The sequence below is a fragment of the Myroides sp. LJL115 genome, assembly GCF_054871665.1.
Genome location: NZ_JBTXLS010000049.1, coordinates 1 through 22543, shown reverse-complemented (window position 1 = coordinate 22543; position 22543 = coordinate 1). Strand labels below are relative to the sequence as shown.

Below are 22543 nucleotides of genomic sequence, written 5' to 3'. Positions count from 1 at the left end.
CCACCCAATAGTACAGCTAGAAAACAAATAACGCTTACAAAGAGACTTTAAAAAGTCCTTTATAAGCGTTATTTTTTGTCTTTAAAAAAGCTATTTCCTAAAAAGAGGCTACTTTATCAGTGCCCTCCATTATTCTGAGGATTTTTTCTAAATAACTGTAATGCATTCCTTCTATCACTTACACTTAGTTTTTGATTATTATCTTTTGCTTGGTAACCCCAAGGATGTGAACTAGTAATTAATCTAAAAGAAAATTTTGATGTATTAGATATATTTGTAGGCTTCAGATCTATCCATAATACAGGAATTTTTTTTAAACTCCATGTTTTATGATTATGACTATCTGCATAAGGATTATGATAACCAATAAATATTGACGTTGATCTTTGCTGTCCATCCATTAAATCATATTTTTGACCGTTTTGACTCAGTAAGAATGATCCAATAGGATACCCTCTCATAATAGAATCCCATAAGTCTTCTACTTGTTTTGGTTTCCATACAAATCCTCTTTGAATAGATGGTAGTGTAACTTTAGAGTTGTCTTGATCAAGTTGCCAATTTGCAATTTCTTGAAGGCTAAATTTTTGTTGCATAATAATTAATAATATGTTTCATGAAATATACCAATATTTGCTCAATGTCTTGAATGAAGAAGATTATTTCTCTTCATATTTAAGTGTTTTTTCTAAGGATACTTCTTAGATTACACTACCATATTTATAAGTAAGTCTTCTTTATATATCTATAAAGAGAAACTATATATTAATCCATATTAGCATTTCGAGTTAGAAAGAGTCCATAGACATTGCTAGCTATATTCATTTCCATTTTCATAAATGTATTACCCATAATACGAGAAGTATTACTATTATCTAAAGTGGACTTATTCCTATTGATAGTTAAATACATGGTTTGCTGTTTGGAATCATATGTTTGATCTACCGTGTTTTCTATGGAATAGACCTTTAATTTGGATAGTTTCACTGTCTTTCCAAAAAATCCTCTTGTATTCCTAGAAACTAGGTATAGGAAAAAAAATATTTTTTTGTGGATATGCTTCATGTAGGCCCTGACCTAAAGATTTCCAACCGGGAATGGATAAATATTTGGACTTTTAATAAAGTGATTAATAGAATCAAATAGAATCATTTTTCCCTGAGGATATTTATTTTTTAAATACTCAATATTATTAAACATTTGAAAATCCCTTGTAACATCACTAAGTTTACCAGTTTGTTTACCTTCTATGGTTATATGTAGGTTAGTTAAAACTCTATTTAATAATTCATTAGCTTCATTTGTTGCTTCTTGGTTTAAAACAAAATAAGGATAGATCCTTAATGCTTTTAAATAAGGAGCCAATTAGTCAAAGCCTTACTTTTCCTAATTATAATGTACAAAGCACTTTTTCAAGCTTAATTCTAGTGGGTAATAATCACTTCGCTAACTTTAGAAGTTTAATAGATTATAGAGAGGATAAACAAAACTATTTTATACCAACCCATGGCAATCTAATTCTCAATGATTCCTTGATAGAGGGGTATAATAACTTTAGACAGAGTTATGATTACATTAAGTTCTATACCCATAATTCTATTTTTATGTCTTGGATGATTAAGAGATGGATTCTTATTTTGAAGGTGCCTCGGTTTAGGAGAGCTTTATATCAGATATAAGGTCAAACGAGAAATCTTCATTTAGTTTTTGTAAATAAGTTTTTACATCCTTATCTAATTGTGGATATGAAGTAATAATGTTCCTATCAGAAATAATAATCGTATGGCGCTTTGCTCGACTTGTAGCCACATTGAACAAGCGTTTTTCTAGGGACCGATTATAGCCTGAATTAGGAATAACAAAAATAGTCACATCTGTTGTTAGACCTTGTATTCTTGCGACAGTTTCAATAAGTAAGTTTTTAGGATTACCTACAGTTTGAAAAATATTCTTTTGCAAGGCTTTCACAGTTTCTACAAAGTTACTTAAAACAGATATTTGAAGGCTTTCATTTGTTTTCAATAATTTAATAACTAATAGCTTAGCAAGTTCTAATGCATTGTTTGGCTTCTTATTTCCAACTTCTAAATCTGTTTTTATTAAAGTTGGACCGCCTTGTGAATTAAAGAAGACATTAATTTTGTCTGGTAATTCAGTAAAAGATAATCGTAAATCTTTGTTCGACTTAGATTTTAAGCTGTTATTATAAAAGATTCCTGTGTATTTGGCACCTCTGTCGGGTAAACGATAAGTTTCAGTTAATTGATATAATGGAACAGAATATGACTCAGAAAGAGTTTTTAAACCATCTACTAAAAAATTATAATTTTTTTTATTGACTTTATCCTCATTTATTGCTACAATTGGAGGAAGTTGGTTAGTATCTCCTATCCAAATGTTTTTTCTACCAAGAATTTTTGCAGCAGCAAACATTGCAAGTAATCCTTGACTCGCTTCGTCAACAATAATATAATCAAATATTGGGTCGTTCATGATCTTTGTTGCTTCATTACTAGCTATATAAAATGTAGATAAAACAAGATTACCTGGTTTTGGACTTAGCTCTTTTATTTGTTGCAATAATGGAATTTGTTGTGCTTCGTCTGTTGAAATTTTGGTTTTAAATACTTTTCCCTGTTCTAATAAATTTATTAATGCTGGTTTTTCAGCAACTTCAATTAAGGCTCTATTAGTTAATGATGTTACTAGAACAGATTTACCTTGTCCGCAAAGTTTCTTACACACTTCTGCTATTTGATATGTTTTCCCAGTACCAGGAGGACCAATTAATATTAAACTATCTTGTAAATTAAGTTGATTTAAGATAAAGCTTGAGATATTATTTTGGTTATCAAGTAGAGATGGTGGCCAATTTGTAGTTTCAAATTTTTTGTTTAAAATTTGATTTACTCTTTCAGAATTATTGTTTTGTACAATTCTTTGAAGATTTAAAATATATTCGAAGGGTGGTCTATTCGGACCTATAAGCAAAATCATTTTTTCAGCTTTTGAAATATTTATTGAAAAGTCTAAATCTATACCACGAAAACCAGCTAGACAAAAATTTGCATCTATATTTCCCTCTTTATCCTTAGCAGGTGCTTGCCAAACACATACAGTTTCAGTAAAATTTCCTTTTTCTTTTATCAAGTCACCATATGTTTTATTATGCCAATTTCGATAGTTCCTCAATTCTTTGGGGACTGTAAAACAGTAAAGGTACTCACCTTTTCTAGGTAAACTGCGTTTTGTGGAAAACTTCAAAATCATTTCTCCGTTTTTTAATGCTAAGAATTGGGCAACAAAAAGCTCTTCTTTTTCTTGGAGTAAAAAAGTAGCTGAGGAATCTAGTTTTAGATTAAATGCTTTTGTTTGTGCTTGAAGTTCTTCTTCAAGAAAATCACTATGTTCTTGTCTTGTGTATCTCATTATTATAATAAACTTTCATCATCACTACTTAAATCTTCTTCGGTTTTACGTTCGTCAAAACTGTAGTTACCGAGATTACTGCTAACATTATCACTTATTACGTTATTAAAATCAAAATGAACATTGCCAAAATAACGTAATAACTCTGCAAGTTTAGCTAATCGGTTGTCAACATCAAGATTTTCAGTACTGAATGAAATTGCAATTTTGTCTTGATTTTTTAAAAGTTCAGATAGTTTTAAGCAACCTAACTTTCCATTCCCAAAATTAACCCATAACATAGAGTTTGGTTTCATCAATTGTATCCATTCGTTTGCACCGATTTTTAAAGGCTCTTCTTTGAATATATAACTTTTTACAACCAATGGAAATTCTTGACCGTCTTTTAGTACCCCATCAATTATAGAATACTTATTAATGCCTTTTGTAAAACTGAAGCCTTCATGTTCTAATCTTTTTCTAACAAGCTCTTTTGCTTCTCTGTTAACTTCTTTTTGGTCATTTTTGGAAATATCGGAGGTAATAGTAGCACTTAGTGTAGCACTATTGTTTTTAGAAAGTTTTTGTTCATTTGTTGATTTTTCGTTAAATAACATCCACAAATCTTCGAATGTAAAATTATTCTTATCATCAGAAGCAATTTTTTGTAGAGTTTTCTTTTTGTCTTCATTAGTATTTATGTAAATTTTATTTTCTTGGATGGCATAATTGTGTTGATTGTACTGATAAAAAATATAATCTTGAACTTCATCAAGTGTTATATCTACTGGCATTTTACCATCATAGAGATAAATTGTATAGTCTTGGATTTTATCTGCTTCAGTTGAATTTAATTGTAAATTATCAAAATTAAAATCATTTCGAATTAGCAGTTGTTTACTAAGTGTTTTTTTATGAGTAGCATCATTTACTGATGATAAATCCTTGTCAATTGTTTCATTCTTGTCTAGATTATCCTTAATAACATGTTCATTACTACTCGTTGTACTATTGGTATCATCCTTGTCAGCTCTTTTATTATTATTGACATCATCTGTAAACACTGTATTCTTGGAGGTTTCTATACTATCAGGATTTGTCTGATTTTTACAATTTCTAATGTTATTAATTATTTCAACTACTTTTTCGAAGGTTTTAAGCTGCTCGATATTTGTTAGTGTTAAACTTTTTTCTTTGAGCCAATTAAACGTATTGAATAGTATGTTTTCGTTATTGTTTAATCGCACTTCTTGAAGTAACTGATTAATCATGAATTCATTGCATTTACTACTTAAGAATTTTCTTAGTTTAACAACTATTGAGCTTTCGGTCCAAACACCTAAATCTGACAGGAAAGCTATCTTATTTTCATCGTTATCAATCCATTGAAGCAAGTATTCTGGTAAAACTTCACTTTTACAAGCATATTGGCTTGGGTAAACAGACGTGGCTGGGTTAAAACTTAAAATACTCTTTGTTTCAATATCAGTAATTATATTCCAGTTATTTTTCTTGATTAACCCTTTTATAATCGTATCATTCCATTTGTTAAATAGAAATTGGACGAAACTTACCTTTTGCAGCTTATCTAAATCTTTCTTTATATGTGGGCAAATAAATTTACTTTCATCAAAATATGGTTCCTTGATTAACATTAAAGTAGAATTGTTCTCCTTATTAATCTGTACTATTATTGAATCTTTTTTAATAAAATTAGCTGCCGAATTATACTTTTCGTGAAGTACTTCAGATGGCTGAATAAATTCAAGTTTATCTAAATATTTGTCCTTAACTAAATCAATTTCTTCTCCATTAATGTTTAATGCTTTGAATTTTTCAAAGTTTATTTTTTCAATATGTAAGGCATAAAGAAATAAAAAAGCCAATTGTTCAGCATTTTCTATTACTTTCACCTGTTCAGAAAAAACTTCAAAAATTTCTTTAGCCTCTGGTTTTGCACTTATACCAAACAATTTTTCAATTCTGTCTTTATTCAAACCAAGATCAATAAACTGATTTACTAAGGCACTTAGATGCTCACTATTTCCGTAATTGTTAGGAAGAACTTTTGCCAGGTTAATATCATAATCTTCTATTTTTATGCTGTCAATTATAGGGGGGATTTCTGATAATGTTAATTCTTTTTCCTCTACTATAATAGATACTTTATTTTGGAAGTCTTTAAAGTCTTTTACTTCATTAATGACTAATTCTAAAATTTTATACTCGTAATCTTCTATCAAATATTTTTGTTTTGAATCGAATTTAAAATGGGTAAGGCCTGCCAAAAACTTTTGTTTTGCATTAGATTTTACAATATCAACGAGTTCTTCTTTGTGGTCTTGGATAGCAACAAGGGTTAAAATTAGATTTTGTAGGTTATCTCCTTTAATTATACCTTTTTCTTTATATAGTTCTGCAAATTCAAAAGGTAGAATAAATAGTTTATTTACACAGTTGTCATTTATAAATTTAATTATATTTTTTTCGGATGTATATACTTGAAAAGTATCATTCGTTTTTTTGGCAATTACAAATAACTCATTTTCTCTTTTTATAATAAACTCTTCGAAAAAATGTTTCTGGAGATTTTGGTAGATTTTTATAAGGGATTTAATTTCTTCAACTGTTGTTAACTCTGTAATTATTTTATCTTTATTTCGTTGGTAGATTACTTGAAATATGGATTCTTTTTTAGTAAGTAGATATGGATTAAGTTCAGGAAAAAACTCCTCTTTTTTTATTTTGTATGGGCTTAGGTACCTTGGAATGCTTATGTCGCCTATAAGTTCATTTAATGGCGTTATTTTTGAACTAGAATCGCAGAATAATAGAAGGCTCTTCAATAAACTATCTTTAATTTTATCGAACTTTGTATGTTCATTTGTTAAGTTTATAAATATATTTTTCTTTTCGTTAGGTGTCAAGGTATTAGGGTATTGGAAACACCTTTTAGCAATTAAATAATAAAGTTTTCTCTCCTCAGGAAATCTAATTGAAGAAAAAATGTTAGGATAATCCTCAACCTTTAATTCAGATATAATTAGTCCTAGTCTAATAAGTTCATTTTTGATCCCTTCTGTTTTATTATTGTTTAAAAAGACATTAGAAAAGCAAAAAGATACTTGTCCTAAGTCATCCTTGTTAATTAGGTCATTTAAAGAATAAAATTTATGGTTTGAAAACTTGAAGAATTTGATTTTTTTAATATGTTCTTTTGTTTTTATTCGTATGTTACTATTCTCTAGTTCTTCAAGAAATTTATTATATGCTTTATTATCACAATTAGCTATCCAGCTATTTATCTTTTCTAGATTCGCATTCTCAACAATATCTCTAATATCCCAATGCTCAATACCTAATTTACTTGTTGCTTCTGTAATCAATAAATTATCGTTTGCATTATCCCATTCGAACCATTCAATATCCTCTATGCCGAAAGTGGAAAGATTAAACTTTTGTTTAAGTTTATTGATTTTAACTTTATTTGGATTTTCTAAAAAACTTGTTTTAGTAGGTATATTTGTTCCAATATACTTATGTAAAATATCATAAAATACAGGTTTTAACCATTCATTATTTTCCTTGTTAGGGATATCAGATAATAGTATGCTAGCATATAAATTCAAAAAGTTGCTTTTGTCAGTTTTTTTGTAATTATTTAGTCGATCTATAATAAACTTTGCAAGCTCTGGGAACAAATTACTATTTATATGATCTTTTTGTAATTTTCTTCGGTTAGCTTCGTTGCTGAAGCTATCACAATGAATAATAAATGCTAAGCCATTAACTTCATCTCCCATAGGGAAGTATTTATAGAAATTAGGCTTTTGTTTAAGTAAATGTATCTGTTGGTATGATTCTTCATTTCCAAATTTCATAGCATTAAAACCAATAGAGAACTTTATATCAAACTCTTTGTATTCAGGTGAAATACGTTCGAATTCCTCTGAGCCTGTTTTAATCACCCCTTCCTCAAGTGATAAAGGGGTCTTTGAAATGTTTTCGTTATTAAGATAAACTTTCTCGAGATTATTCAAGGTGTTCATTGAGTATTCAATTCCATTTTTAAGCTCCGCGTAATCTTTATCTAGTAGCTTCTTTTTATCATCACCTAGTTTGATGAAAAATAAACTTCCTTGGGCGAGTACATCTTTTTTTAAACTTTCAGAATGTTTTTGGAAATTTTGATTCAAAAAAATAATAAGCTCATCAAGTTCTTCTTGAGAAAAGAGAACTTTATCTTCAAATTTTATGTCTTTTACTAGTTCATTGGGATCAGAAGGAAAGTTTGTGAGTAATAATTTTAGCAAATACGGCGCATCAAGGAAGCCATTATCTACCCCACCTTTTTGTGGGGGCTCTATTGGCTCAATTTGTTCGCCTTGTATTAAACTTTCTAAATCTTCTAACTTCGACCAACTAAATAAAATAGGACCTTTATACTGTTCGGTAAGTTCTTCTGTTCCTTCATTTTTTCCAACTAATCTATGGGCTAACTTGAAACCGATACCAAAACGGCCAATTTTATTAGGATCTTTTTTAGTAGTTTGGGCAATATTCAGAATTGAACGTAATCCTTCTATGTCAAAGGGTTTACCATTGTTAATAGCTAAGAAATATTTTTCGTCATAGAAAATATAAAAGTGAGTAGAGCCGCAATCGACTGCATTTTGTAGGAACTCGTAAATAGCTTGACCATCTTCTGCAATCTTTAAAATAGAAGGTAAATAGCTTGCAATATCAGGTTTATCTCCGTGATACATTTCAAAAAAACCTTTAATAGATTTTTTACCATTTTCTTTATGGTACGTGCCTACAAAATTTTCGTTGTAAGTCAAATCTAACTTATCTATTTCTCTTATTTCTGTTTTATACCAATAACGAAATGATTTTGCACTTTTTATTTTCATTTTGCACCTAAATTATTCGTTTTTAAAATAGTTTCTACTGATGGATTACAGCTATGTGAATCTTAACTAAAATGATAATTATTTATTACAATTTACCAATTCTCTTATTCGTTTTCTATTAATTGTACGAAAAGCTATTTTGTTTTTTTATTGGATCTTAGATCTAAGATTCTTATATAGTAAACTAAAATTAAAATGTTGACTCAACTATAAACATACTAAAAGGTATTTGTATTTTCTAATTTAATCTATACAGTTCAAATAATAGGTTTGTACGGGTATTTGCTAATGCAGACTAATTTGTTCTTTTAAAAATCTGGTGATTGTTGCGATGTGAAAATAATTATTTATATCGAGAAAATTATCTTTTAATAGATAGGTTATAAAAAATGTGATTATTTAAAAATGGAATACCAATTATTTTCTTAATAAATATGCTGTTAAAATAGGTTAATACTTACTTAGCTAATAAAAAAGATAAGTAAACTAATTATAATTTCTTTGATTATTTAAGTTTTCTTAATTTAGTGGCTCAATAAGTAATAAAGTTTTTGATATTTATTTAAAATGATTATTTTACTATCAAGTATACTTTTTCTAAAGTTAAAATATTTGATAAAAGAAGAGTTTTAAATACTAGTGAAATTCTTTATTAAAACTCAATATGAAAAGTACATACAAAAACTAATACATGTTTCTAGACAAGTATAAGTTTGTCTAATGTTTCCAAAATAAGGTAAATGAATTATTTAGATAATGCTGCTACAACAAAAGTATCTCTTGAGGTCTTCAATGAGATGTTACCTTTGTTTATCGATGAGTTCTATAATGCATCGAGTACTTATAACAAAAGTAAAATAATTAACGAAAAGATTAAAGTAGCACGGGAGCACTGTGCGAACCTTATAGGGGCTGAAAAGGAAGAAATTATTTTCACTTCGGGCTCTACTGAATCTATTAATTATGCACTTAAAGGTTACCTAGAAGAAAATTTCGATAAAGGAAATCACATTATTACAACTAAGACAGAGCATAAGGCTATTTTAGCAACTTTAGAGTATTTAGAATCTAGAGGTGTCGATGTGACATATCTAGATGTAAATATGGATGGATTAATTGACTTAGACAAGTTAAGAAATAGTATTCTACCTACTACGTCTTTAATATCTATTATGTTAGTAAACAATGAGACGGGGGTTATACAGAATCTAAAGGAAATAGGAACAATTGCTAGATTACATGATATAAAGTTTTTTTGTGATGCTACTCAAGGAATTGGCAAAATACCAATAAATGTAAATGATCTAGGAATAGATATGTTATGTGCAAGCGGACATAAACTATATGGACCTAAAGGTGTTGGGTTTTTATATAGAAGAGAAGGTATACGTTTAACTCCTTTACTTCATGGAGGTAACCAAGAAAAAGGGCAAAGAGGTGGAACATATAACTCTCCACTTATAATTGGTTTAGGAAAGGCTTGTGAGTTAGCATTGATAAATTTAGAAAGACATTTTAAACATGTTAATGTGTTAAATGATTATGCTAGAGAACGACTTAGTAAGATGGATAATATTCATATTATTTCTAAAAAAGAAATCTCTAGCCCATATATTTTAAATTTTATTGTAGAAAATTTCGATGCAAATGTATTTATAGATAAAAATAAAGGTTTAGCTGTTAGTAATGGGTCTGCTTGTACTTCTAGTATTGTAGAACCATCACATGTGCTTGTTGCGATGGGGTATGAAAAAAAGCAATGTCAAGGTGCTATAAGAATTTCCTTTAGTTATGAAAATACAAGAGAGAATATTGATAATTTATTAGATTTAATAGGTAAGTAGATGATATATCCAAATTCAATAAAGCAAGAGGCTCCTAACTCTGAGAAGCAATTGTTTAAAGCTCTTTCAAAATTAAATAGTAAAGAGTTTACTGTTTTCTATAATCAAGAATTTATCGGAGAGTATAATTCTAAAGAAAGAATGCAATATGAAATTGATTTTATAATTGTAGATCATCGTTATGGTACTTTAGAATCTATTTTAGTATTAGAAGTAAAAGGAGGAAATTTACAGTATGATGCATATAGTGATCAGTGGTTACAGAATGAGCGTGAAATGAACACATCTCCTATTACACAAGTAACATCAGCTATGTATTCTTTCCTAAACAGGTTTAAGAATATACTCAATGATGTTAATGTTAGCTGGGCACTTGCTTTTCCTGATGTAGAAATAGATTACGATACAGATTTACCTACAAATTTAAATCGTATTAAAATATTTGATTGTAACGATATTGATGATATAGAAGAGAGATTAATAGATTATTTTGACCAAACAAAATTAGAAATTAAACGTGTAGGTGGAGATTTAAAGAATTTTTCTTTGTTAAAAGATAGGCTACTTGTTAATTGTGATTTTGTAAAACCACTTCATAGAAGTATAAAAGAGAATAATGATGTCTTTGTAAAGCTTACTAAGTTACAAGCCTTAGTTGTAAAAGCTCTTGAGGCTAATCAGAATGTAATTGTGCAAGGACCAGCTGGCTCTGGAAAAACGCTTATTGCATATGAAAAAGCCTTACAGTATAAAGAACAAGGTAAGAAAGTATTGTATTTGACTTTTAACAAAGAGATTGCAAGTCATTTAAGGAATAAATTTAAGGCAGATAATGTAGCTTTAAATGATGTAGATAAGGAGGGAGCTCTAGAAATAACTAATTTCCATTTTTGGTGTAAGCGTATTGCTGAGAGAAACGAAAGTTTTGCCAAACAAAAATCTGAAAATGAATATTTTAATACCTATATACCAAATAAAGCTTTAGAAGTAATAAAGTCAGATCCTTCTTATCCAATGTATGATGTAGTTATTGTAGATGAGGGGCAAGATTTTAGAGAAAATTGGTTAGATCTTATAAATAAGGTCTTAAAGCAGGAAGGTAAGTTCTTATTGTTTATGGATGAGAATCAAGATATATTTAATGCCTTTAAGGGTGTGCCAAATAGGCGTAATGTTGTTAAAACCCAATTAGAGGAAAATTGTAGAAATACAAGAAATATTATTGAGTTTTTAAAAGGATTATTAAGTATTGATATTTCTTACTTTGAAGATAGTCCTGAAGGAGAGAAAGTCGAAATTAAGTCGGTTTCAAATAACCAAGAACAGATAGAGTATTTGGACGAATTAGTAACTAAGTTAGTAACTAAGGATAAAGTAGCGCCTAAAGATATTTTGATATTAGTGAATAATATAGATAAAATAAATGCTTTAAAAGATGTAAATAAAGTAGGAGGGATTACTTTAAAAAGTAGCTATGATAGGTCGTTTGGTAGAGATGATGAATCTATTTTTTATAGTTATATAAATACATTTAAAGGATTAGAATCAGAAGTAGTAATCTTATTAGATTCTCAGAATATAGAGGGGCCAAAATCTTTTTATACACAAGCAAGTAGGGCAAAAAATAAATTATTTGTTTCAGTTGTAAGACTCTCATAATTTAGAGGAAAATGAATTTATTATGAAGGATTTTTTTAGAAAATTAGATGATAAATATTTAGAAACTAGATATAAAAAAGGGGAATATCAAGATTTAATAAATAAGATTAGTGCAGCTTATTATGATATTAATGATGAGAAGGGGATATATTTTAATTATTTTGAGAAGCAAAATGTTGTTTTACAACTACTATTAACTATTTGTGATAATTTATCTGGAATATCCCCTGTTGGTTTTAGTAGTTTTGAAAATGATTTTACAAGTAATATTATAACATTATATCAAAAAAATTTATGTAATGTTATTTATACATCTATTAATAAAGTCTATCTAAGTTTTAAACCTTATGAATTAGATCGTTTTCGTAATGAAGCAATTAGTAAACAAAAAGCTATTAGAGAACTTTTACCAAGTGTTGCTATACAAAATAATACGAAACAGAGCTTTGCTTTGCAAGAAAGTGATCAGTATAAATATCAGATTTTAAAGTTATATAGAAACGCCCCGTTTATTCATCCTTTACCCTTATTTAAAAATATTCAAAAAAAGGAAACAGCAGTTTTAATAGATGATGTTTTTACTCAGGTTGAAAAACTAATATTTGAAAAACAAATAGTCATAGATAAATACACTGGTGCTTTTTTAGTAACTGAGGATGTCAATAAAGAAAGCGATAAGATTCTTGATCCATATAAAGTTGCGATTTGTGAAGAGTTAAATTTCTTAGATAAAAAGTTCATTGGAGAGTATGATAGAAATCTAGATAATAAAATTGATTTTGCATTAAATTATACTTTGGTTTTTAATTTGGATATAAAATCAAACTATGTGAATAACATAGCTAGTGACCAGAGAGCACAGATTAACTTTTATAGTAGTAAGAGTGTTCTTATTGATTATTTACTAAGGGGGTTAAAAACGATTTCTAATCACAGATTTCAAGATAGTAAAACTGATAAGAGTTATGAAAAGCTTCATGTTTTTGTCGGAGTTTTATTAAACGATTATTTTAGAATTGATAAGTCAGGTTATTTTCACTATAGACTAGATGAATTTAATACGTTAGTTAGTTGGCTAATAGAGAGAAGTCTTGCAATTAGCAAGTTTGTTGAGAGGAAGAATTTACCTGAAATAGAGAGTGTAAAGATTTTAGCGGAAGTTGTTATAGAAAGTGATAGCACACCTAAAAAAGTATTAGAAAATAATATTGAAGGTAGTAACGATATAATAAAAACTAGTTTAGATAGTTACTCTGAATTTAAACAAGTGGAAGAATTAGATGGAGTTGATTTAAATCAGATAAGTAATAATTTAGGGAAAAAATATTTCAATGAAGACGATCTAAATAACCCATATTTATGTAAGTATATTGATAAAGAAAGACTATTACAAGAAAGAGATCAAATAGAATCTATATTTATTAAGTATAAGCAATCTTTGACAACAGAACAAATAAAAGAATTAATGTATTCACAGTATACCGTTGATATTAAGGCTAGTAAAATTATAGATATTATTGTGTGGCTGTTCAGCAGAAAATTAATTTTTAAAGATAACTATTGGTCAATTCTAAATAAAATTGACTCGAGTTGCAAAGCCAAGGATGGAGACAACTTTGAAGTTAACATTACTGATGTCGTTGATGCAAAGCAATTAGATAAATATAAATTTAATAATAAGTTGTTCATTTTTAGGTTTGTAAAAATAGAAGGAATTGTGTTCTTTCAACCAAAGGATTTTTCAGGATCCGTACAAGAAAGTGTAGTAGTAGAAATTAATGATAAGTTCAAAGATTACTGTTATGGTAGGAAAGAACTTTTTAAATTAATTAGTATAGTTGTTTATACTGATTTATTTGATTTTTTCAATTCAAATAAAAATATTTACTCTAAGAAGTTAAATATAAATATGTATGAGTATGCATTAAACGAATTAGAAAGTTATTAGTATGGATAGAAATTTAGAAATAGTATATAAAGTTTTACGAAAAAATATAAATGAATATTTATTCAAAAATATTTTAAATGATGAAATAGCAGAAGGGATTATAGGATATTATAACAAATTCTTTCCTGATAAAGAAATAGATTATGCTGCCGTATTAATAGATTCATTGCAAAATACTATTTTAGATAAGAGAGATGTACAATCTGTAATCTTGAGAAATCTAAATGATTCGCAGCTAAATGATTTAATAAAAGGTTATGATAGTAGTCAAAAATTGAAAAGTATTAAATCTTTTTTTGAAGCAAATAGTCGAAAGAAAGTTAAAAAAAGGATTATTGAAGTTTTAGCTTTAGATGGGCATTTTTTCAATTATGAGAAAAAAGAAAGAGTAAGTATAAATGATGAGGTAGTCTCTCCTTTTACTCCTTTAGATAGTGAACGAATACAAAAAAAGTATTTTTTATCATTGCATGATTATCAAAAAAATGTAAAAAACCAAATAACTAGATTCTTGTTTGATAAAGAACATAATAGGTTTTTAGTCCACATGCCTACAGGAAGTGGTAAAACTAAAACATGTACTGAAGCTATAGTTGATTTTATAAGAGTAAATAATTCAACTTTTGAATATGATAAAAAAGTAGTATTGTGGTTTGCACATTCAAAAGAATTATGTGAACAAGCTTATGATTCTTTAAAAGAAACTTGGCAATTAAAAGGGGATTCTCCTATTAACTTTGTGAAGTTTTTTGATGATGCCAATATAACTAATTTAGAAACTGTTTTAGAGCATTCGTTCTCAATAGTGTTTGTTGGTTTTAGTAAGTTTCAGGCTTTCTTGAAAAAAAATGATTTAAGAGCAACAGTAACTAAAAACTTCATTATAAATCACACTCAATTAGTAGTGGTAGATGAAGCTCATAAGTCTTTAGCTACAACTTATATTGAGATGTTAAATAGGGTTACTCAATTAAGTACAACCAAGCTAATTGGTTTAACTGCTACTCCAGGTAGGGGAACATTAGATTATAAAGGAAATCAAATATTAACAGATTTTTTTAATGGAACAATTATAGGAATGACAGATATAAAAGGTACTACAATTGAACAGCCTTTAAAGTACTTACAAGAAAAGAAATATTTAGCTAAGATAGATTTATATCCTATTGAAGTTACTTCTAAAATTGAAAAAAACAGTAGTGATGATATAATTTCTAGTGTATTATCTACTAATCCAGAAAGAAATCAATTTATTGTTGACTTTATTGTTAATTCTTATGATGAGGATGAAAGTATTTTGGTTTTTGCTAATAGTGTAAGTCATTGTATAATCCTGCAAGCTTTATTGAAAAATGTCTACAATATTGATTCAGATTATGTAACAGGAAGCACTAATTTAGAACAAAGAGAACTTTTAATTAGTAATTTTAAAAATAGGAAAAGTAAAATTTTAATTAATTATGGTGTTTTAACAACAGGATTTGATGCTCCTAAATTAAATGCACTTGTTATTGCAAGACCTACCAAGAGTGTTGTGTTATACTCACAAATGGTTGGAAGAGCATTACGTGGAGAACGAAATGGTGGGAACCCACATATTCAGAAAAATAAAATTTTAACAGTAAAAGATACACTAGAAGGATATGCTAATCCTTCAGAGTTATTTAATTATTTTAATGATTTTTGGTAAAATATAAAGTATGGCAATTTTAACGAGGCAAGGTTTAGATTCAATGAGGAAACTATCGACTAATAAGACGGTAGGTGCAATTTCAGAAATTATTGATAACTCGATTCAATGGAAACGAGATGACAAAGATTTAATTGTGAATATTTGTTTCATTCAAGAGGAAGGAAAGATAAAGGATATTTATATATCAGATAATGGAATAGGTATGGGGCTTGATGAAATGGGGAATGAAATTATTGATTACTGCTTAGCTTTTGGAGGAGGAACAAATAGAGGCGCAAGTTCTGGTTTAGGAAAGTTTGGTATGGGACTTCCTTTTTCATCATGCTCCCAAACATCTAATTATCATGTATATTCATGGCAGGATAATAAGAGAATAAAACATGTTTATCGTAATCATGAAGAGTTTGATTATGATGAAGAGATTATTGATAAACCGATGAAGACTTTGTCAAGTTTCCCAGATGATATAATGAAAATAATTCCAGATATTGAATTATACCAATCAGGTACTGTTATAGTTTGGAAAAATTGTGACTCTTTGGAGTTCAAATTAGCACGAACACTAATTTCTAAAATAGAAAAGAAGATAGGTAGGATTTTTAGAAAATTTATAGGTAAATCTGTAAAGATAAAATTTCTTGTTTATAATAGAAATCTAAATCAAAAAGGAAATACCTATACAAAGGACAATAATCTATGTAAAGATATTAAAAAATTTGATCCATTATTTTTAGATACAAATACAATAGTTAGTGATCTAGGAAACACTTATGGTACTAGCGCAACATCTGAACTCTTTGCTTTAAATGGAAATTTAGTCGATAATACTAGTTTGTATTTTGACGATAAAAATGGAGTAAGACACACTTTTACTATAACAGCTTCTATTGCAAAAGAGGAAACTCAACATTATAATGACGGTGAAGGTAATAAAAAAGGTTCTGGAGGCACCCCTATCGGTAGATTATATGAAGAGGTTAATGGTATTTCCTTGTTACGTGAAAATAGGGAATTAGCTTTAGGAAGGTTTGGTTTTCCAAATTTAGCTAATGACTCTAGACGTAAGTGGATGAAAGTTGAAGTGAATTTTTCAGCTATTTCTGATGATTTAATGCAAGTTAATGCAAATAAAACTAATGCAGATAATTTTAGATTCTTAGACAACACTATAGATGACTTAGAGGGAGATAGAGATGATAGTGATACATTAAAGGTCGCTATAGAGCTTTCTGCTAAAATCAATGCGATTTTATCTAAAATGGTCTCAACTATTAAAGATAGAGGTAAACCTAAATGCTCTCAGTGCGGTACTATTTTAAGTCGAGATGGTTTATGTAAAAATAAACATTGCGGTAGTAGTAATATTTGCATAAAGCATGATGTTTTATTAGATGAATTCGGTAAATGTGGTTTATGTGAAATTGTTCCTCGTATAGATTTATGTCCAGTGCATCATATTAAAACAATAGAGGGGAAATGTAGGGAATGTGAAAAAGAAATTGATAGTGAGGAGTTTACTAGAGAATTTATAGAGGAATTAAAATTAGCTTTAGATGATTATACTAATTTTGAAAATGATAAAAACAATAATAAATTTCATTTAGTTTTAGACTGGTTAAAACGTACTAGACAGAAGTATTCTGTTCTTTATCTTGAGAGAAAAAGTAATAATCAGGAACTTTATAATATGATTGAACTTTCGAATCAAGACAATATTAAGATTATTGCAATTAACACAAGTACATTATTTTATAAAGAGAATATCTTTAGTCTAAGAGAGCAACTTAAAAATAATGACTTAAGTGATGAGACTGTATTTGACTTACAAGAAGCATTAGATTCTATTATCTACCTTATAGTATCATTTGCTATTACTGTTGACAGGTCAGTTAGTAAAGATAGAGATAATATCTTTTTAAGTAGGTTTTATGCTAATCTTCAAGAGTTAATGATATCTAAAGAAGGGTAGTGAAATATGATATATAATAAAGAACTTTTTTTAAAGTTTAATGCTTTCTGCACTGTAAACCAAGAAGTGATTTTATTCTCACCATATATTAAATTAGAAGCATTGAGAAAAATCAATGCTTCTAATTCTATAAAGCAAATTATTGTTTCTTGGAGTATAGAGGATTTGATAAAGGGTGTTTCTGATATAGAGTTATATGACTACTGTAAAAAGCAAGGAATAACTTTATATAGAAATCCTAGGATACATTTAAAGGTTTTATGGAATGGCGATCAGAACATTATTCTAGGATCTGCAAATATAACAAATAGAGGGCTAGCTTTGATTGAAAAATATAATTTTGAATTAGCAGCAGGTTTAGAAAAAGTTGATTTAAATACTCAGGTTTATTTGCGTAGAATTATCAATGAAAGTATTGTTGTTGATGATGATTTATTTTCTAGAATAAAAAGGAGTGTTGAGGAACAAAGGGAAAAACTAGTAGTATTTAAAGATATTGAATCTTCAAAAGTTAACTTCAAGAATGATTTTTTATTGTCAGCCTTACCTCAAAGTTTTGATCCAGAAGTGTTTCTGAATACTTGTTTGGATTGGCAAGATAGTCTTGAAATAGATAAACAATGTGCTGTACTAGATTTAGTTACTTATCAAATAGATTTAGATAATTGTAGTAGAAAAGAGTTTTTAGAGTTATTAGAAACTAGATTTAATGCTCATCCATTTATTATTAAGTTTAAAGACTTTATAAGCACATCTAGTCGCAGATCTTCTAATTATGGGGGATGTGTAAGATGGATTCAAAATAACTGTACAAATGTTCCTATACCTCGTAGTTATGAAATGAAAGAGGATAGTATTGTTAATATTTTATATCGTTGGATATGTTTTTTTGATGATAGATTTTCTGTTTCAGTTCCTGGAAATAGAAGTGAGGTGATTTTTTTTGATTCTGAAGTATAGATTATAAATAATTCAAAAATATTAAATTATATATATAATGATATTAAATTTAGATAACATAGTTTCAAGATTTGATACGGATATTTTCCAAGTCCTTTTAGGAGAGGATGTGGTAAGTATTTTAAATAAAATAGATAGCAAGCATCTTTATTCTGCTTCTATAGTGAGGGTTTTGAAAAATAGTTTTTCCAACGAAGAATTACTGAGAAATAAAACTTCCAGAGATTTTATAATAGATTCGCTAAAAGAAAGTGAGGTAAAAGCTTTAGGTGAGAAATTCAATATTAAATCGAATTATTATGTGGGGCTGAAAGAACTCAAATATAATAAGGAAAATATCGAAATACTTTTTGTTTCATTTGATGAAGCAATTTCAGAAAAAGAGATAGTAAAATGGAATCTAGAAGACAATATAGAGCCATTATACCCATTATATCCTTATCAAAGAAATGTGTTAGGTAAAGTCAAAAGAATTCTAGAAACCTCTAACAATAGGGTATTATTACATATGCCAACAGGTTCTGGAAAAACAAGAACGGCTATAAATTATATTTGCAACCATTTACTAGAAAATGAAGACAAGAATGTTGTATGGTTTGCTAACACTGTTGAGCTTTTAGATCAAGCATATGACGAATTTCTTGAAGCATGGAAATTATTGGGGAATAGGAGTATTAGAGCTGTTAAGTTTTGGGGAGATTCAAATATTGATTTAAGTTCCTGTAAGGGGAGTTTTATAGTTGCAGGTTTGGATAAAACTTATAATTCTTTATTGAAAGATGCTTCGAAAATGAGTATCTTCTCTAATAATTGTTCTTTAGTAATTATGGATGAAGCCCATCAAGCAATTGCACCCACCTATGAACTATTGTTGAATTCTTTATTAGTGGTGAATAAAGCAGCTTTAATTGGCTTATCTGCAACGCCTGGAAGAACGTGGAATGATCCTGAGGAAGATAAAAAATTAGCTAATTTTTTTTATAAACAGAAAGTAAAGATAGAAATTGAAGGATATGATAACCCAGTAGATTATTTAGTTGAGATGGGATATTTAGCAAAAACTATTAATACTACTTTATTAAATAATAGTGGTATAAAACTATCAGCTAGAGATTTAGACTATTTAAATAGTAATGGCGTGCTATCCCCTAAGGTATTGAAGGAATTATCGGAGGATGTATTAAGAAATTTAGTGATTATTTCTAAAATCCAAAAGTTAGTCTTAAAACATCAACGTATCATAGTTTTCGCAATTACAAAAGCACATGCAATATTTTTAAATAGTATTTTAGCTGCTTTAGAGATTAACTCCAAAGTTCTGACATCTGATACAAGTGCTTCGGACCGAATTGAAATTATTGAAGCTTTTAAAATATCAAGAGAAGATAATCCAGAATCTTTGGTATTATGTAATTATGGAATATTAACAACAGGCTTTGATGCTCCAGAAATAAGTTGTGCTGTAATAGCACGTCCTACAGATTCATTAGTGTTATATAGTCAGATGGTAGGAAGAGCAATAAGAGGTGAAAGATCGGGGGGAAATAAGGAAGCAGAAATAGTTACGGTTGTTGATGAAAATTTGCCAGGATTCGGTAACGTCGCTGATGCATTTACGAACTGGGATGATGTTTGGGATGATATTAATTAATAAGAAATAATATATAATATGAGTAATTCAATTGTACCAGTAAATCTTGTTGTAAAATCAATGAGAGATAATGGTTATAAAAATACTGCTTATGCAATTGCGGAGTTAATTGATAATTCAATTCAGCACGGGGCTACTAAAGTTGATTTAATATGTTTAGAAAAAGATCAATTCATTGGTACTAGAACAATGTCTAGAATTAATGAGATTGCCGTGTTAGACAATGCTAGTGGTATGAGTAAAGATACTTTGCGAAAAGCACTTCAGTTTGGTAATGGTACAAATTTAGAAAAAAGTGCTCAAACTGGTATAGGAAAATTTGGAATGGGACTTCCATCTTCTTCTATATCTCAAGCTATTAAAGTAGAGGTTTATACTTGGCAAAAAGAAACAGGAAAAACGTTCTATTCTTACCTTGATGTACATGAAATAGAATCTGGTAATTTAACTGACGTACCTGAGCCTATAGAGAAGGAAGTACCTGAAAAATGGATTGAAATAGGTGGGGAATTTGCTAAGTCAGGAACCTTAGTTATTTGGTCTGAATTAGATAGATGTTTATGGAAATCAGGAAAGACAATAATAGGACATTCTGAATTTATTGTCGGTAGAATGTATAGAAAATTCATTAATTCTGGTGATTGTATTATTAATGCAATTGTTGTAAATGAAAATAATTTATCTAAACCTGAAATAAAGAAAGCTTTTTTGGCTAACGATCCTTTATATTTAATGTCAAATACAAGTGTTTCTAAAACATTAAAAGATTTGGGTATAAATGACCCTATGTTTAATAAATATGGAGGGGATGATGGATATCAAAAAACTTATACTATAGAGTTAGATGGTGAAAAACATAATGTTTTTGTTAGATACTCATTTGCTTCAGAACAAACAAGAAAAGGTTATAATGCAGGTGCTAGTAAACATGGGATACACGCTAGAGAAAACATTGGGGTGTCTGTTTTAAGGGCAGGTAGAGAACTTGAGTTAGATACAACTTGGACTAATAGGTATGATTCTAGAGAGAGATGGTGGGGCGTTGAAATAGAGTTTCCTCCTGCGTTGGATGAGGTTTTTGGAGTTACTAATAATAAGCAATATGCCAATAATTTTAAAGAATTAGGAAGTCTGGATATTGAGGATTATTTAAAAGAAAGTAATATGACGTTAGCAGAATTTAAAGAAGATCTTCAAGCTGATAATGATCATAAAGTTCATTTAATAGGAATAGCAATAGATGTAAAAAATCAAATTCAATCATTGAGAAATCTAATTAAAGCTCAAGCTAAAACATTAGAACGTCCAGAAAAATCGACTCGCCATACTGAAAAAGAAAATGTGGCTGAGAAGCATGCGACGGATATTACTGAGCAAAGAAAAGAATCTGGGTATAAAAGTGAAAGTGATACAAAATCAGAGGGTAAAACTGATGATGAAAAGATAAATGAAATTATAGATGAGCTAACAAATGATGCTGTTCCTGAGGCGGACAAATACGCCAATGAGATTTTTAATTCAAATGTTTTATATCAGTTTGTAACAGCAAGTTTAGAATCTAATGCTTTTTTCTCTGTGAGTCCAGTAGGAGGAAAGATTATAATTAAGTTGAATACAAATCATCCTGCATATCATCAATTCGTAGAAGTTCTTGATGATGAGATTAATGATGAGATTGAAAAAGATACTTTAACGCAAAGACTAATTACTGCTAAAAATGGCATGAAGCTTTTATTAATGGCATGGGCTAGATATGAAGACGAACAACCTGATGGTCGTATTAAAAATCAAGTAAAAGATGCTCGTATGGATTGGGGTAAAATGGCAGCTGCATTTATGAGTACTGAAGATTAAACATAAAATAAAAGCTCTGAAAATATTTTCAGAGCTTTTATTTATTTTAATAATTGATAAACTGTCTGTATAACACTATTTTTAAAGAAGTTAAAATTTCTACTTATAATAGATTCAATTTCATTATCATTCTTAGAATACTTTATACTTTCACTCATAAAAGTTAAGGAGCTAATATCTACACCTTCTAAATAGGTGGATGGAGATAACGATGATATTGAAAGATTAGATTCTTTTGTTACATAAATTCTATTTAAAAAACTGTTTAGGATGTTTCTCTTGTTGTTCCTTATATCTTTTGTGCTTTCTTTTACGGTTTTGTGTTTGAATAGAGGGTAAATGTGATGATCATGTAATTCGATATTGTTGTCGAAAATATCCCAAGGGTATAAATAAATATCAGGATTTAATAAATCTTGTCTAATGTGACTTAGTTTATATTGTAATATTCCAAGATGGATAGCTTTAGGTATAGTGTTCTCAGAATTGTTTAATAAAAGAATGTCCTTGTCACAATTGGATATTCCACTCTATAGTGCACCACTAATCCGACCAAATTACACCATTTATTCCGCAATGCGCACCAATTATTCCGGAGCAATGTGCACCAATTATTCCGCTAATAGCACCAAAATTTCCGATAA

13 protein-coding genes are annotated in these 22543 nt (G+C 28.8%); 8 read left to right on the top strand and 5 right to left on the bottom strand.

Annotated elements, in window-relative coordinates:
• Window positions 1-116: 116 nt before the first annotated feature.
• From ACYSNX_RS11160 to ACYSNX_RS11140, 5 genes are all read right to left on the bottom strand, one after another.
• Complete coding sequence (locus tag ACYSNX_RS11160; protein WP_461754751.1) at window positions 117-596, bottom strand: GmrSD restriction endonuclease domain-containing protein; 480 nt, start codon at window positions 594-596, stop codon at window positions 117-119.
• A gap of 169 nt (window positions 597-765) precedes the next feature.
• Window positions 766-987 carry a hypothetical protein gene (locus tag ACYSNX_RS11155; RefSeq protein ID WP_461754750.1) on the bottom strand — a complete coding sequence of 74 codons (222 nt, stop codon included), beginning with the start codon at window positions 985-987 and terminating at the stop codon, window positions 766-768.
• Window positions 988-1077: 90 nt separating this feature from the next.
• Window positions 1078-1365, bottom strand: coding sequence for a hypothetical protein (locus ACYSNX_RS11150; protein WP_461754749.1), 288 nt, complete (start codon window positions 1363-1365; stop codon window positions 1078-1080).
• A gap of 288 nt (window positions 1366-1653) precedes the next feature.
• Window positions 1654-3429 (bottom strand): AAA domain-containing protein, encoded by a 1776-nt coding sequence (locus tag ACYSNX_RS11145; RefSeq protein WP_461754748.1) that lies wholly within the window; start codon window positions 3427-3429, stop codon window positions 1654-1656.
• A gap of 2 nt (window positions 3430-3431) precedes the next feature.
• Window positions 3432-8321, bottom strand: coding sequence for a sacsin N-terminal ATP-binding-like domain-containing protein (locus ACYSNX_RS11140; protein WP_461754747.1), 4890 nt, complete (start codon window positions 8319-8321; stop codon window positions 3432-3434).
• Window positions 8322-9061: 740 nt separating this feature from the next.
• Between ACYSNX_RS11140 and ACYSNX_RS11135 the strand changes: the two genes are divergently transcribed.
• The 8 genes from ACYSNX_RS11135 to ACYSNX_RS11100 are packed head-to-tail and all read left to right on the top strand — an operon-like array spanning window position 9062 to window position 21899.
• Entirely contained in the window at window positions 9062-10165 is a 1104-nt protein-coding gene (locus ACYSNX_RS11135) for a cysteine desulfurase family protein (protein ID WP_461754746.1), read from the top strand.
• Window positions 10166-11824: a nuclease-related domain-containing DEAD/DEAH box helicase gene (locus ACYSNX_RS11130; protein ID WP_461754745.1), complete on the top strand. Its 1659-nt coding sequence runs from the start codon at window positions 10166-10168 to the stop codon at window positions 11822-11824.
• A gap of 22 nt (window positions 11825-11846) precedes the next feature.
• Window positions 11847-13772 (top strand): hypothetical protein, encoded by a 1926-nt coding sequence (locus ACYSNX_RS11125; RefSeq protein WP_461754744.1) that lies wholly within the window; start codon window positions 11847-11849, stop codon window positions 13770-13772.
• Between the two features lies 1 nt (window position 13773).
• Entirely contained in the window at window positions 13774-15462 is a 1689-nt protein-coding gene (locus tag ACYSNX_RS11120) for a DEAD/DEAH box helicase (protein ID WP_461754743.1), read from the top strand.
• 10 nt (window positions 15463-15472) lie between these two features.
• A complete protein-coding gene (locus tag ACYSNX_RS11115; RefSeq protein WP_461754742.1) occupies window positions 15473-17434 on the top strand; it encodes an ATP-binding protein in 1962 nt (653 codons plus the stop codon).
• A gap of 6 nt (window positions 17435-17440) precedes the next feature.
• Entirely contained in the window at window positions 17441-18394 is a 954-nt protein-coding gene (locus ACYSNX_RS11110; RefSeq protein ID WP_461754741.1) for a phospholipase D-like domain-containing protein, read from the top strand.
• A gap of 37 nt (window positions 18395-18431) precedes the next feature.
• The gene (locus tag ACYSNX_RS11105) at window positions 18432-20045 is read left to right on the top strand and encodes a DEAD/DEAH box helicase (protein WP_461754740.1); all 1614 of its coding nucleotides are present in this window, start codon (window positions 18432-18434) and stop codon (window positions 20043-20045) included.
• Between the two features lie 18 nt (window positions 20046-20063).
• On the top strand, window positions 20064-21899 hold the full coding sequence (locus tag ACYSNX_RS11100) for an ATP-binding protein (protein ID WP_461754739.1): 1836 nt from the start codon (window positions 20064-20066) through the stop codon (window positions 21897-21899).
• The last annotated feature ends 644 nt before the right edge of the window (window positions 21900-22543 follow it).